Source organism: Advenella sp. RU8 (assembly GCF_048381675.1).
GTDB lineage: Bacteria > Pseudomonadota > Gammaproteobacteria > Burkholderiales > Burkholderiaceae_B > Advenella.
Genome location: NZ_JBLWIS010000006.1, coordinates 142,146 through 154,858 on the forward strand (window position 1 = coordinate 142,146; position 12,713 = coordinate 154,858).

The window sequence follows — 12,713 nt, forward strand, 5'->3', positions numbered from 1 at the left end:
ATTCGTTTTAATAAGTCTCTTTGGACCAAATACAGTTTGATGTGTAGAAATTAAAATTGCAATATAAAATATGCACATATCTTGTTCAAAAATGCACATATGAAAACACTTGATTGGGATGGTCTGCGGTATTTTCTGGAAGTGGCAAGAACCCAGCGGGTTAGCGCAGCGGCCGTACGCCTGGGTGTTGAGCACACTACGGTGGCCAGAAGGATTCGCCAGCTTGAAACGCAACTGGATACTTTGCTGTTTGACAAATCCCGTTCGTCAGGGTTTGTCCTGACCGCAGCCGGTCATGAATTGCTGGCCCACGTCGAGCAAATGGAAAGCCAGTTGTTTAATGCCAGGGAGAAGGTAACCGGAGTGGGAGAGTCCCTGTCGGGCCATATCAGGGTGGCCGCCACTGAAGGTTTTGGCAGCTATATTATTACGCCCCTGTCGATGCAGTTCCGGCAACAATATCCTGATATAACTCTTGATGTCCTGCCAGTGCCGCGTTTTGTCAGCCTGACCCGCCGTGAAGCCGATATCGCCATTACGATTGAACGCCCTTCACGCGGACCTTATGTATGTAGCAAACTGTGTGATTATTCGCTGATGCTGTATGGCACGCGTGAATATTTGCAAAACCATGCGCCCATCCGGCACCAGGATGACCTGAGGTTTCACCCGGGCATCAGTTATGTTGAGGAACTGATTTATAGCGACCAGTTACGCTATCTGGAAGATGTGCTGCCTTTGAACAACGTTGTTTTCAAAAGTACCAGCATTATTGCGCAATATTATGCCTGTTTGCAGGGGCAGGCACTGGCCATCTTGCCATGCTTCATGGCAGCCCAGAACCCGCATCTGGTCGCCATTTTGCCAGAAGATATCCATGTCCAGCGCAGTTTCTGGATGTATTTTCATGAAGACCTGAAGCGCCTGAAGCGCATAACCGCTTTTTGTGATTTTGTAAGAAGTGTGGTAGAAAGGAATGCAGGATTAATGAAAGGAACAAGCAAGGCCTTGTTCGTATTTTAACAACAACGGAGAATACTTATGTACATGACTTTGCGGGCAGAAGACGGACACGTTTTTGATGCTTATGTGGCCGGAGAGGAGACTGCCCGTGCGGGAATAGTGGTCATTCAGGAAATTTTTGGTGTCAATAGCCATATACGTGATGTGGCCGACTTTTTTGCCGCACAGGGTTATCGTGTTATCGCCCCGGCCCTGTTTGACCGGGTTCAGTCCAAAGTAGAGCTTGGCTATACCCACAAGGATGTCCAGAAAGGCCTTGATTTACGCAGTGAAATCAGCCAGGAGCAGGTGATGCAGGATATTGCTGCAGCCGTTAAGGCATTGGCACCACAGTCCAGTGTTGGGGTTGTAGGCTATTGCTGGGGAGGCACGCTGGCATGGCTTGCCGCATGCAAGATTGCGGGTGTCAAGGCGGCTTCATGCTGGTACGGCGGTGGTTTGGCACAGGTTGCCAATGAGCAAACTACCATGCCGGTGCAAATGCATTTTGGCGAACTGGATAAATCCATTCCTGCAAGCGATATCGAGCTTATTCGCAAAGCTCAGCCGAATGTTGAAATGTTTGTGTATGCTGGTGTTGATCATGGATTTGGTTGTGATCAGCGCGGCTCTTATGATAAAGCGGCAACCGAATTGGCCCGTCTGAGAACAATTTCGTTTTTTACGAAACATTTATAAAAAAATGCACGAGGTGGCTATGAAAATCCATAAAATTTTGTTTGCAGTCCTATTGGTTGCTGGGTCAGGCGCCCATGTCGCTGCCAACGTGCCAGCACTTACCGTAGCAGAAGAACCGGTGCTTTTTTTGGAGCAGCCGCCTGTTTTTGGCAAGGTGCCTGAGAGTGCCGTTGTCATTTCCTCGCAAATGCCGCTTTCCTGGTTTGACGGCAACCGGCCGGTTAGACAAACGCAGCAAGCCATTGCGTTGCTTGAGCAAGCCGGGCTGCAGGGCCTGAACCCGGCCGATTACCCTACGCAAAGCCTGAAGCAGCAACTGGCACAAGCCAAGGGCGGGCAGTTGAGTAGTGAGCAGGTCGCCCGTCTTGATAACAATATCAGCCGGGTCATGCGGGCGTATGTCAAAGATCTTAAAAATGGCCGGGTTGACCCCGCCAGTGTAAAACAGAAATTCAACCGTATTCCCATTACCGATGCGCAGGCGGATGCCTTGCTGCAAAACGCCTTGCAACAGGATAACCTGGCCAGTTTGCCCGAATCCATTACCAGTCCCATACCTATGTATGGCAGCTTGCTTAAGGTGTTGGCCCATTATAAAACCCTAGTTGGTAACCCGGCCTGGCAAACGCCTTTGCCCTCCCTTAAGGGCAATGGCCTTAAACCCGGCCAGCCCTATGCCGGACTAGCCGTTGTGCAGGCACGCCTTGAGGCCTTGGGAGATTTGTCTCCGGGTGCCGCAGTGCCTGCTGTTTACGATTCCAGGTTGGTTCAAGGCATAAAAAACTTCCAGGAGCGACACGGACTGGAGCCGGATGGGGTAATTGGTAAAGGTACGCTGGAACAGTTGGCGGTAACCCCCGGGCAACGTGTCAGGCAAATTGAAATCAGTCTTGAGCGATTGCGCTGGACACCCCTCACCACTCATCCGCGCATGATTGTGGTGAATGTGCCCGAGTTCATTTTGCGGGGTTATAACGTTAAGATGGGCAAGATAGAACCACAAATTGAAATGAAAGTCATTGTGGGCAAGGCATTCAATACCAGTACCCCCTTGTTTGATGGCGAAATGAAATTCATCGAATTCAGCCCATACTGGAATATCCCTCCTTCGATTGCACGCAGTGAAACCATTCCGCGCCTTCGCAGGGATCCTGGTTATTTAAGCCGCCAGGGAATGGAGTTTGTGCTGGGCAATGGTGTGTCAACGGTCGTCAGTGAAGCAAACATAAATGCGGTATTGGCGGGCAAGGCCCGGATCCGACAGCGTCCCGGCCCACAAAATGCCTTGGGAGATATCAAATTCATCTTCCCTAACAACATGAGCATTTTCCTGCACCATACGCCATCCGTCGGGTTGTTTGACCGAACCCGCCGCGATTTCAGCCATGGCTGTATCCGGGTCGAGGCACCGGTTGAGCTGGCACAGTTTATCTTGGTCAACCAGCCTGAATGGACGGCACCGCGCATCAAATCGGCGATGGAGGCCAGAAAATCGAATACAATTAAGCTTGAGGAGCCGATTCCTGTTGTTCTGGCATATAGTACCGTCGTGGTGAAAAATAATAAAACGTACTTCTTCCCTGATCTTTACGGGCAGGACAAATTGCTGAACCAGGCTCTTCTGCGTCATACGCAGCAACAGGCCTCTAAGCCTTTGCTTGCGTCCAATCCTTAAAATTACCAGGAGAATGTATAGCATGTTGTTGCATACACCTCATACCAGACGCCAGTTTTTGCGAACCACCCGAAAACTGGCGCTGACAGGTGCAGTATTTTCAATCGCCCCATCTGTCAATGCCGGTTTGTCACTTGGCGCCAACAATCACCTTCTTGCTCTCGACCATACGCATACCAATGAAAAACTGTCTGTGGTTTATCGTTTGGGTGACCGGTATGTCAATTCGGCGCTTACCCGCCTGAACCGTTTTCTGCGCGATCATTATTCAGGTACCGTCGGTATTATGGATCCGGCACTTTACGATATTCTTAATGGTATCAAAGTAGCTTTGCGTACCGATATTCCTTACCAGATTATTTCTGGTTACCGCGATCCGCATACCAACGAGCGCTTGCGTAAAACCCGTGGTGGTGGCGTAGCCAAGAAAAGCCTGCACATGCAGGGAAGGGCATTGGATATTCGCATGCCCGGTGTGCCACTTGATGAATTGCGTGATGCAGCACTGTCGCTAAAAGCTGGCGGTGTGGGTTATTACCCGGACAGTCGGTTTGTACATGTGGATACCGGCGGCATCCGCAGTTGGTAATTCATTACCAAATAAAAAAATATTAATGTGCCCGTCCGGTTTTGGTCCGGGCACAGCTCTTGGTTTGCAAAGTTAGTGTCAATGTCTTCCTATTCCCTCCGTAAATTATTACCCTCTGATATTGATGCCATCGTTAGCATACAGCGGCAGGCATATTTGGCTGAGTTGTGTGAAAGAAAAGAAGTGCTGGAAAGCAAGGTTAAGGCTGCCATAGCGCCAGAAACCAGTTGGGGGGTATTCAGGGGCGCCGAATTATGTGGTTATGCGATTGCCTATCCATGGAGCGATGGCCTGACACCGGTTTGGGATCATCCTTATGCCGCTTTTCAGGGGCCCTGCAACAGTATTTATATTCACGATATAGCCGTTGCCACGCCTCACCTTCGCTGCGGACTGGCTGAAAAAATGCTGCTTTGCCTTTTTGATCGGGCCGCTTTGTTGGGATTGAATAAAGCCCTTCTTATTGCTGTCCAAGGAGCCCATCAGTACTGGCAGCGGTTTGGTTTTGAAGTTTGTCAGCAACTGTCGACAAAAAGTTTTGGCGATGATGCCTTGTGCATGCAGCGTAATCTCTTAACTTCATGATACAAAAGCTTAAAATAAACCAGCCAAATGTGCGCAACTATTTATTTGATAAATTTTTGTGCGGTGCGGTAAAATGAGCGGCTTAAAGATGAGACATTATTTCCACAAAAGATATTTTGTTGGCTTGGTTGTTTAATTTCACCATGGTTTATCTGGATTTCAGTGTAAATAAATGCCAAACCTTTTGATTTTCAATGTTTTTCCTTGAATAATCATGGTTGGTGAAATTTTTTTGTACATTTTCTTTAAGATCGGATATAACTATTGGTTTATTGGAAATAATAATTGTTTCAAATAACATAGTAAACAATTAGGGTTGATGAGATGAAATTTGCAGATTTCAAGCCTGGCCAGGTGTTTGAACAGGGCCCAAGGCGTGTTACACAAGAAGAGATACTTGCTTTTGCCAAAACTTATGATCCGCAATGGTTTCATATTAATCCTGAAAAAGCGGCAGACAGTCATTGGGGTGGCTTGATTGCCAGTGGCTGGCATACCTGTGGCATGGCCATGAAAATGGCCGTCGATGCGGTGCTCGGAGAATCCGAATCATTCGCCTCTCCGGGCCTGGATTACGTGAAATGGCTTAAACCGGTGCGCCCCGGTGATGATCTGTTCTGGAAAGGAATTATCAAGGCCAAGCGCGAATCCAATTCACGCCCCGGCATTGGCATTATCCTCTGGAGTTGGGAAGTGACCAACCAGAATGGGGAGACTGTCCTGGAACTGGATGCTACCAATTTATTTGATATTTCAGGACAGGAAAAGGACAAGGCTTAAGCATTTTTCCATCAGTATCAGTACAGTCTATCCATTAAGTTTGATATTTAAAACGTTATTTTTTCGATATGAATAGACGGATATTGCATTAATACAGATGGTAATATTTAAAGCATGAAATAGTCTTAAAAAAGAAAAAGCCCTTGCGTCGCAATGATGCAAGGGCTTTGGCAATATGCAGCAGGTGATCAGGATTTTTTTGTCATGATGCTGCGCATGAAACCGTATGGTTTTTCAACAATACTATCAATAAAAAGCCTGCAGACCGGTTTGGGCACGACCCAGGATCAGGGCGTGAATGTCGTGGGTACCTTCGTAGGTATTAACCACTTCAAGATTGACCAGATGGCGGGCTACGCCGAACTCGTCGGAAATGCCGTTACCGCCCAGCATGTCACGGGCCAGTCGGGCAATATCCAGTGCCTTGCCGCAAGAGTTGCGTTTCATGATGGAAGTGATTTCAACGGCAGCGGTGCCTTCGTCTTTCATGCGACCCAAACGCAGACAACCTTGCAGTGCCATGGTGATTTCGGTTTGCATGTCGGCCAGTTTTTTCTGGATCAGCTGGTTTTGTGCCAGTGGGCGGCCAAACTGCTTGCGATCAAGCGTGTACTGGCGGGCAGTGTGCCAGCAGGCTTCTGCAGCACCCAATGCACCCCAGGCAATACCAAAACGGGCAGAGTTCAGACAAGTGAAGGGGCCGCGCAAGCCGCTGACGCCGGGCAGCATCTGATCATCGGGTACTTCCACTTCATCCATCACGATTTCGCCGGTAATGGATGAACGCAGGCCCACTTTGCCGTGAATAGCGGGTGCGGTTAAGCCTTTCATGCCTTTTTCAAGAATGAAACCGCGGATTTTGCCATCGAATTCACCGCCAACACAGCGTGCCCATACAACGAATACATCGGCAATAGGTGAGTTGGTGATCCACATTTTATTGCCGGTCAGACTGTAGCCGTTACCGGTTTTGGTCGCACGGGTTTCCATGCCATCAGGGTCGGAGCCGTGGTTGGGTTCGGTCAAGCCGAAGCAGCCAATCCATTCGCCAGTGGCGAGCTTGGGCAGGTATTTCTTTTTCTGGGCTTCGCTGCCGAATTCATTAATGGGGACCATCACCAAAGAAGACTGCACGCTCATCATTGAGCGGTAGCCGGAGTCAATGCGTTCTACTTCACGGGCAACCAGGCCGTAAGACACATAGTTCAGGCCAGAACCACCGTATTCGGTTGGAATGGTCACGCCTAGCAGGCCCAGCTCACCCATTTCCCGGAAAATGGAAGGATCGGTTTTTTCGTGACGGAAAGCTTCCAGGACGCGAGGTGCCAGTTTGTCCTGGCAGTAGGCGTTGGCGGCATCACGAATCATGCGCTCTTCATCGGTTAACTGCTCGTTAAGCAATAAAGGATCGTCCCAGTGGAAAGAAGGATTTGAAGACATGGTATTGACTCCTGAAAGTGGATGATTTTATGGTTTTACAATGTTCAATAGGCATTCTATGTGCCATTTATTCACATGGCAATTGATAAAAACGCACAATATGGTGCAATATAGTCACTTTAAACTGTCTGAAAGGAAAAAACATGCGTAAAGGGGTGCCCAATCTGGGGGCGTTGCAGGCATTTGAGGCATCTGCCCGTCTGGGATCTTTTTCCCGGGCTGCCGAGGAGTTGTCTCTGACGCACAGTGCGGTGTTCAGGCAGGTGGCAGGGCTGGAAGAGCGGTTGGGCGTGTCATTGTTTACCCGGGTACGGCGGCGGATTGTGCTGACTGAACATGGCGCTGAATATGCAGCAAGGGTCAGGCACCATCTGGAACAATTGCAAAAGGACACTTTCGGCCTGATCAGCCGTGCCGGGATTGGCCGCAGCCTGCATATTGGTACGCTGCCCACGCTGGCTACCACCTGGTTGATTCCCCGGTTGGCGGATTTTCAGCGGCTGTATCCTGATATCGACATTAGCCTGTCCGTTAAGACAGCGCCTTTTTTATTTAAGGATTACCCTGTGGATGCCGCTATTTATCATGCCGAGCAACCCTGGAACAATACCCATAGCATTCGTCTGTTTTATGAACAGGAATTAATTCCTGTGTGTTCATCACAGTTGCTGGCCAGGGTTAAAAGCAAGGGGGTAAAAGCATTGCCCGAATTGACACACCTGCACATGGTGACGCGCCCTGATGCCTGGATGCAGTGGTATGAGCATAATCGTTATGATTATGAAGCGCAGATATTGGCAGGCCCACGGTATGAGGAGTTTAGTATGCTACTGGCGGCAGTAGATGCCGGTTTGGGCATGGGGCTGTTTCCTGCGTTTATAGCAAAAGGGCATATTAAAAGCGGACGTTTTGTGATGCCGGTGCCAGCCGTACTGCCAGTAGAAAAATCATATTATTTTGGTTATCCCGATGACCGGAAGGCATCAGAGGCGCTGAATTTATTTGAGCAATGGCTGGTAACGCAGGCATTGCAGCCAGCCTGAAACTAGATGGGCAGTTTTAGCGTTTTCACGCCCCTTGTTCCACGCTCCCGCATGGGAACAAGGGGCGTGCTTTTATTTGAAGATGACGGTTTTATGCCCGTTCAGCAGAATGCGATGCTCAACATGGAGCTTCACCGCACGAGACAGCACCAATGATTCGGTATCACTGCCAACCTGGGTCAGGTCATCCGCGGTCATGGTATGGTCTACGTACTGGATATCCTGCTCGATAATCGGGCCTTCATCCAAGTCAGCCGTCACGTAATGGGCGGTGGCGCCAATGATTTTTACGCCACGGGCATGGGCCTGGTGATAAGGACGTGCTCCCTTGAAGCTGGGCAGGAAGCTGTGGTGAATGTTAATGGCACGTCCTTGCAGTGCCTGGCATAAATGGTTGGACAATATCTGCATGTAGCGGGCCAGCACTACCAAATCCACCTTCAGGTCTTCTACCAGCTGGATAATCTGTTGTTCCTGTGCCGCCTTGGTTTCCGGGGTAATGGGCAGGTAATGGAACGGAATGTCGTAAGAGTTGGCCAGGGATTCGTAGTCACGGTGGTTTGAACCAATGCCCACGATCTCAACGGGCAATGAACCGTGGCGGGCACGAAACAGCAAGTCATTCAGGCAATGCCCCTGCTTGCTGACCATGATCAGGACGCGGGCTTTTTGTTGGGCTTTATACAGGTTCCAGTTCATATGGAACTGTTCACCCAGGGGTGCGAATTTTTGTTGAAGGCTGTTCAGGTCTTGTGCGGTGTTCAGTGAGAAATGCACGCGCAGGAAAAACCGCCGGGTTTCTTCATCGCCAAATTGTTGCGAATCCAGAATATTGCCATTCAGTTCAAGCAGGAGGCCGGAAATGGCATGCACAATGCCAGTACGGTCGGGACAGGAAACGGTAAGGATGTAATCTTTTTGCATTTTAATGGGATGATGGGTTAAGTGCTTGCCAGACCTGGTCTGCCAAAGCCAGGCAGGAGGTCAGGCCGGGTGATTCGATGCCAAACAGGTTAACCAGATTGGCGATGCCGTGTTGGGCTGGTGTCGAGATCATGAAATCGGCAGCGGCTTCATCGCGGGAAACGATTTTCGGGCGAATTCCCGCATAACCTGGTTCAAGGCTGTCATCGGGCAGTTCTGGCCAGTAACTGCGTACGGCGGCATAAAACTGCTTGGCACGGATGGGATTAACGGCATAATCTTCTTCATCTATCCATTCGGTGTCAGGGCCAAATTTGGCCTGGCCCCCCAAGTCTAGTGTGAGGTGAACACCCAAGCCTGACTCATTGGGCATGGGGTAAATGAGATGGGAGAAAGGTGCCTTTCCGCTTAAGGTAAAGTAATTGCCTTTGCAATAGTATTCGGGAGGAATAAATGCCGGGTTGAGACCTTTGAAATGGCGGGCAAGGCTGGGCGCATGCAGGCCGGCGGCATTAATCAGGGTGTTGCAGCGCAGGTGCATGGTTTCGGCACCGCCGAAGGTGCAATGGAATGTTCCGTCTTCTTCTATTGCCACGCTTTCAAGTGGGGTATGGAAAACACATTGTCCACCATGGTTTTCAAGGTCGCCTTGCAGGGCCAGCATTAGGCCGTGGCTGTCGATAATGCCCGTGGAAGGAGAGAGCAGGGCTGCTTCGCAATGCAGCCTGGGTTCCAGGGCCAGGACTTCTTGCCGGTTCAGTTTTTGCAGGTCATTGACCTGATTGGCTTTTGCCTGGGCCAGTATTTTATCGAGCTGTGGCAGCTGTGCTTTTGAGGTGGCCACCAGCAGTTTGCCAAGGCGCAGATGATGAATGCCGCGTTCTTCACAATAGCGGTACAGCATTTCTTTACCTTGTACACATAACCGGGCTTTCAGGCTGTTGGTAGGGTAATAAATGCCGGCGTGGATCACCTCCGAATTGCGTGAGCTGATGCCCATGCCAATCGCTTCTTCGGCTTCAACCAATAACACTTCTTTGCCAGCCATCGCCAGTTTACGGCCAATGGCAAGGCCCACCACGCCCGCACCAATAATAATGCAGTCAATGTCTACACTCATTTTCAGGCCTTGTTGAGAATGGCTTGCGGGGTCAGGTCAAAACTGCCGGCATGGTAAACCAGTGGCAAGCTGTGGGTATGGCCGCAACGCTCCACTTCACCAATCAGGATCATGTGATCCCCTTCATGGTAGCGGTTGCGGCTGTAACATTCAAACCAGGCAGCGCAGCATTCCTTGTCCAGTTTTGGCAGCCCATATTCATTGATCGAGTAGTTGCCTCCGGCAAAGCGCTCTTCAGAGGAACCCTTGGAGAAACGGCGGGCCAGATCAAGCTGCTCGGCCGCCAGTACGTGAATAATATACCGTTCGGTTTGTTCAAACGCCCGGATATTGGACGATTCTTGGGTCAGGCTCCAGAGCACCAGAGGGGGATTAAGGGAAACCGAGTTGAAAGAACTCACGGTTAATCCGATCGGCTTGCCCGTCTCGGGGTGGGTAGTGGTGACGATGGTAACACCAGTGGCAAAGCGGCCCAATGCCGTTCTAAAAGCGGGAGAATCAAAATCGGGAGCACGTAAGCTCATGGGTAAACCTTGTGAATCAGAAAAAAACGGGATATCAGGGCGATAGCCGGGTGAATGTCCAGTTTCCATTATTGTCTTTACTGTATTTGATGCGGTCGTGCAGGCGTGAGGGCCGGCCTTGCCAGAATTCGATGGTTTCGGGAACAATCAGGTACCCGCCCCAGTAGGGAGGTTTGGGAATATTGCTGCCGAATTTTTCCTTGAAATGCTGCTCTCTCGCTTCAAGTTCTTCACGGCTGATGGGACGGCTCTGGATGGAAGCCCAGGCACCAATGCGCGAGTCTTCGGGACGGCTGTTGAAATAGTCGGTGGAGTCCTGTTCGGACAGCTTGACGACATGACCGTTGAGATGAACCTGTCTTTGCAGGGGAAGCCAACAGAACAGGGCGCTGATATTGGGGTTCGCGCTTAGTTCTTTGCCTTTATTGGATTCGTAGCTGGTAAAGAATACCAGCCCTTCGTTATCGAAACCCTTTAACAGGACCGTGCGGGAGGACGGTTTGCCTTCAGCGGAAACCGTTGAAACGATCATGGCATTCGGCTCAAGGATTTCTCCTTGGCGAGCGTCTTCGAACCAGTTGGAAAACTGGGTGATGGGGTCGGAGGCCAGCTGTGATTCGAGTAAAACGTTTCTTTCGTACTTTTGGCGCAAATCGGCGATAGACATGGCGGTGAAATGAGTCCGTAAAAAAGGTTAGTTTACAGCACTGCAGCGACCGTGATTACGGTTTGGCAATGCGTTGCTTAATAAGTTCAGCCAGTTCAAAAAGATCTTCATCTTTTATGCTTGCCCGGGCCAGTGCATTGGCGGTTTCCAGGACATATTCGGGGCAAGGACCACAAGTGCCGGAGGCGTTCAAAACAATATCAAGGGTTTCTTCCCGGGTAAGCCCTTGTACGTAGGCATGGCTGTTGATGTCCATTACAAAGGCAAGTGCGGTAATTGGCCCCAGCATGGTTTCACACCTGATCCACTTTGGAATGTAGGCACCAGAGGGCATTTCACGTTTCCAAAGCAGTCGGAACTGTTCATGAATGTTGTCATTGTGCAGTTTGAAAACCTTGCCTTGGCAGGTTCCACCAAAATCAAGGCCAAATACCAGCCCTGGCTGCTCGGGTGTTCCGCGGTTGACGCTGGACCACAGGCACAACGAACGATGGTAACCCTGCAGGGTGGCCAGGCGGTCTTCCTGAAAACGGAATTCCGGGCGCCAGATTAATGATCCGTAGCCAAACACCCAGATCTCATCGGGAGACGGGTGTTCGGCAAGGGTTTGGAGCATGGATAATTCGCGTTCTTCATCGGTCCACAGGCGGAATTTCTGGATATGTTCAATGGCCTTGTGCAAGGCGGTGGGAAGAGGAGTCTTCACTTTTAATTCAATTTAAAAATGTACGTTAAAATAACCTGACTTCAGTATAGGACAAAAGAGACACAAATGAGTATGCAGGAAAGTAATAATGAGCGTCGCTTTGGTGGCTTGCGCCGGCTATATGGTGAAAAAGCAACGCAAACCCTTGCCGGTGCTCATGTCATGGTGGCAGGCATTGGTGGCGTTGGTTCCTGGGTTGTCGAGGCCCTGGCCCGCTCCGGTGTTGGCCAGTTGACGCTGGCCGATCTGGACCATGTGGCTGAATCCAATGTTAACCGGCAGATTCATGCCTTGAGCCAAACCATGGGTATGGCCAAGGTGCAAGCCATGGCAGAGCGCGTTGAAGGCATCAATCCTGAATGCCAGGTGCATCAGTTTGAGGATTTTGTTGATGTCAACAACATTGACGGATTGCTTGATGCCAGGCGCCCTGATGTTTTTATAGACTGTACTGACCAGGTCTCAGCCAAGATTGCCATGGTGTTGGCCTGTCGCCAGCGTAAAATTCCCTTGATCATGTGCGGGGGGGCGGGAGGCAAGACCAATCCCCTGGCTTTGTGTGCCGGAGACCTTTCGCAGGCCCGCAACGATGCGCTCTTGGCCCGTTTGCGTAATATTCTGCGCAAGCAGCACGGTTTTGCCAAAGGCTCGGACCATAACGGCAAGGCCCTGAAACGGGTTCCCAAAATGAATGTGGATTGTTTCTGGTTTGACCAGCCGGCCATTTTGCCAGACCTGTGGTTAGCTGGTAAAAATGAGGCAAGCCAAGCGGGCGACGCTCCGCTTCAGGGGCTATCCTGTGCCGGTTACGGGTCTTGTGTTACCGTGACTGCCACCATGGGCATGGCGGTTGCCAACGCGGGTATTGCCCGACTGCTGAAATAGCGGTTACTTGCCTTGTTCAAGGCCCAGACATTCAAAGCACGGGTATTCAATACCCGGACGAGCAAAACCCGGTA

At 50.4% G+C, this 12,713-nt stretch carries 14 protein-coding genes; 8 read left to right on the forward strand and 6 right to left on the reverse strand.

The genetic code is table 11. The annotated features are described in order from the left end of the window. Positions 1-99 precede the first annotated feature (99 nt). The 6 genes from ACM5Q9_RS09485 to ACM5Q9_RS09510 all read left to right on the forward strand — a co-directional run bounded on the left by ACM5Q9_RS09485 (position 100) and on the right by ACM5Q9_RS09510 (position 5,330). A complete protein-coding gene (locus ACM5Q9_RS09485; RefSeq protein WP_418144483.1) occupies positions 100-1,023 on the forward strand; it encodes a LysR family transcriptional regulator in 924 nt (307 codons plus the stop codon). A gap of 18 nt (positions 1,024-1,041) precedes the next feature. Next, positions 1,042-1,701: a dienelactone hydrolase family protein gene (locus ACM5Q9_RS09490; RefSeq protein ID WP_418144484.1), complete on the forward strand. Its 660-nt coding sequence runs from the start codon at positions 1,042-1,044 to the stop codon at positions 1,699-1,701. Between the two features lie 19 nt (positions 1,702-1,720). Next, on the forward strand, positions 1,721-3,376 hold the full coding sequence (locus ACM5Q9_RS09495) for a L,D-transpeptidase family protein (protein ID WP_418144485.1): 1,656 nt from the start codon (positions 1,721-1,723) through the stop codon (positions 3,374-3,376). Positions 3,377-3,398: 22 nt separating this feature from the next. Further along, positions 3,399-3,965, forward strand: a complete 567-nt coding sequence (locus ACM5Q9_RS09500; protein WP_418144486.1) for a YcbK family protein — start codon at positions 3,399-3,401, stop codon at positions 3,963-3,965. A gap of 81 nt (positions 3,966-4,046) precedes the next feature. Next, positions 4,047-4,550 carry a GNAT family N-acetyltransferase gene (locus tag ACM5Q9_RS09505; RefSeq protein ID WP_418144487.1) on the forward strand — a complete coding sequence of 168 codons (504 nt, stop codon included), beginning with the start codon at positions 4,047-4,049 and terminating at the stop codon, positions 4,548-4,550. Positions 4,551-4,874: 324 nt separating this feature from the next. Then, positions 4,875-5,330: a MaoC family dehydratase gene (locus ACM5Q9_RS09510; protein WP_418144488.1), complete on the forward strand. Its 456-nt coding sequence runs from the start codon at positions 4,875-4,877 to the stop codon at positions 5,328-5,330. A 246-nt stretch (positions 5,331-5,576) separates the two neighbouring features. Here the strand turns inward: ACM5Q9_RS09510 and ACM5Q9_RS09515 are convergent, their stop codons facing one another. Next, positions 5,577-6,770 carry an acyl-CoA dehydrogenase gene (locus tag ACM5Q9_RS09515; RefSeq protein WP_418144489.1) on the reverse strand — a complete coding sequence of 398 codons (1,194 nt, stop codon included), beginning with the start codon at positions 6,768-6,770 and terminating at the stop codon, positions 5,577-5,579. 143 nt (positions 6,771-6,913) lie between these two features. Here ACM5Q9_RS09515 and ACM5Q9_RS09520 point away from each other — a divergent pair, with 143 nt between their 5' ends. After that, complete coding sequence (locus ACM5Q9_RS09520) at positions 6,914-7,813, forward strand: LysR substrate-binding domain-containing protein (protein ID WP_418144490.1); 900 nt, start codon at positions 6,914-6,916, stop codon at positions 7,811-7,813. A gap of 72 nt (positions 7,814-7,885) precedes the next feature. Here ACM5Q9_RS09520 and purU read toward each other — a convergent pair whose 3' ends face one another. From purU to ACM5Q9_RS09545, 5 genes are read right to left on the reverse strand one after another with little or no spacing between them, the layout of a single operon-like run. After that, positions 7,886-8,737, reverse strand: a complete 852-nt coding sequence (gene purU, locus ACM5Q9_RS09525) for a formyltetrahydrofolate deformylase (RefSeq protein WP_418144491.1) — start codon at positions 8,735-8,737, stop codon at positions 7,886-7,888. Position 8,738: 1 nt separating this feature from the next. Further along, entirely contained in the window at positions 8,739-9,857 is a 1,119-nt protein-coding gene (locus ACM5Q9_RS09530) for an NAD(P)/FAD-dependent oxidoreductase (RefSeq protein WP_418144492.1), read from the reverse strand. A 2-nt stretch (positions 9,858-9,859) separates the two neighbouring features. Beyond that, positions 9,860-10,381: a flavin reductase family protein gene (locus tag ACM5Q9_RS09535; RefSeq protein WP_418144493.1), complete on the reverse strand. Its 522-nt coding sequence runs from the start codon at positions 10,379-10,381 to the stop codon at positions 9,860-9,862. A gap of 34 nt (positions 10,382-10,415) precedes the next feature. Next, complete coding sequence (gene pdxH / locus ACM5Q9_RS09540) at positions 10,416-11,048, reverse strand: pyridoxamine 5'-phosphate oxidase (protein ID WP_418144494.1); 633 nt, start codon at positions 11,046-11,048, stop codon at positions 10,416-10,418. 55 nt (positions 11,049-11,103) lie between these two features. Further along, positions 11,104-11,664 carry a gamma-glutamylcyclotransferase gene (locus ACM5Q9_RS09545; RefSeq protein WP_418144515.1) on the reverse strand — a complete coding sequence of 187 codons (561 nt, stop codon included), beginning with the start codon at positions 11,662-11,664 and terminating at the stop codon, positions 11,104-11,106. 162 nt (positions 11,665-11,826) lie between these two features. Between ACM5Q9_RS09545 and ACM5Q9_RS09550 the strand changes: the two genes are divergently transcribed. After that, entirely contained in the window at positions 11,827-12,639 is an 813-nt protein-coding gene (locus tag ACM5Q9_RS09550; protein WP_418144516.1) for a ThiF family adenylyltransferase, read from the forward strand. Positions 12,640-12,713 lie beyond the last annotated feature (74 nt).

What these genes read in the sequence shown, in the direction of transcription:
- ACM5Q9_RS09485 (WP_418144483.1), top strand. Translation starts at nt 100, where the DNA reads ATGAAAACACTTGATTGGGATGGTCTGCGGTATTTTCTGGAAGTGGCA.
- ACM5Q9_RS09490 (WP_418144484.1), top strand. Translation starts at nt 1,042, where the DNA reads ATGTACATGACTTTGCGGGCAGAAGACGGACACGTTTTTGATGCTTAT.
- ACM5Q9_RS09495 (WP_418144485.1), top strand. Translation starts at nt 1,721, where the DNA reads ATGAAAATCCATAAAATTTTGTTTGCAGTCCTATTGGTTGCTGGGTCA.
- ACM5Q9_RS09500 (WP_418144486.1), top strand. Translation starts at nt 3,399, where the DNA reads ATGTTGTTGCATACACCTCATACCAGACGCCAGTTTTTGCGAACCACC.
- ACM5Q9_RS09505 (WP_418144487.1), top strand. Translation starts at nt 4,047, where the DNA reads ATGTCTTCCTATTCCCTCCGTAAATTATTACCCTCTGATATTGATGCC.
- ACM5Q9_RS09510 (WP_418144488.1), top strand. Translation starts at nt 4,875, where the DNA reads ATGAAATTTGCAGATTTCAAGCCTGGCCAGGTGTTTGAACAGGGCCCA.
- ACM5Q9_RS09515 (WP_418144489.1), bottom strand. Translation starts at nt 6,770, where the DNA reads ATGTCTTCAAATCCTTCTTTCCACTGGGACGATCCTTTATTGCTTAAC.
- ACM5Q9_RS09520 (WP_418144490.1), top strand. Translation starts at nt 6,914, where the DNA reads ATGCGTAAAGGGGTGCCCAATCTGGGGGCGTTGCAGGCATTTGAGGCA.
- purU (WP_418144491.1), bottom strand. Translation starts at nt 8,737, where the DNA reads ATGCAAAAAGATTACATCCTTACCGTTTCCTGTCCCGACCGTACTGGC.
- ACM5Q9_RS09530 (WP_418144492.1), bottom strand. Translation starts at nt 9,857, where the DNA reads ATGAGTGTAGACATTGACTGCATTATTATTGGTGCGGGCGTGGTGGGC.
- ACM5Q9_RS09535 (WP_418144493.1), bottom strand. Translation starts at nt 10,381, where the DNA reads ATGAGCTTACGTGCTCCCGATTTTGATTCTCCCGCTTTTAGAACGGCA.
- pdxH (WP_418144494.1), bottom strand. Translation starts at nt 11,048, where the DNA reads ATGTCTATCGCCGATTTGCGCCAAAAGTACGAAAGAAACGTTTTACTC.
- ACM5Q9_RS09545 (WP_418144515.1), bottom strand. Translation starts at nt 11,664, where the DNA reads ATGCTCCAAACCCTTGCCGAACACCCGTCTCCCGATGAGATCTGGGTG.
- ACM5Q9_RS09550 (WP_418144516.1), top strand. Translation starts at nt 11,827, where the DNA reads ATGCAGGAAAGTAATAATGAGCGTCGCTTTGGTGGCTTGCGCCGGCTA.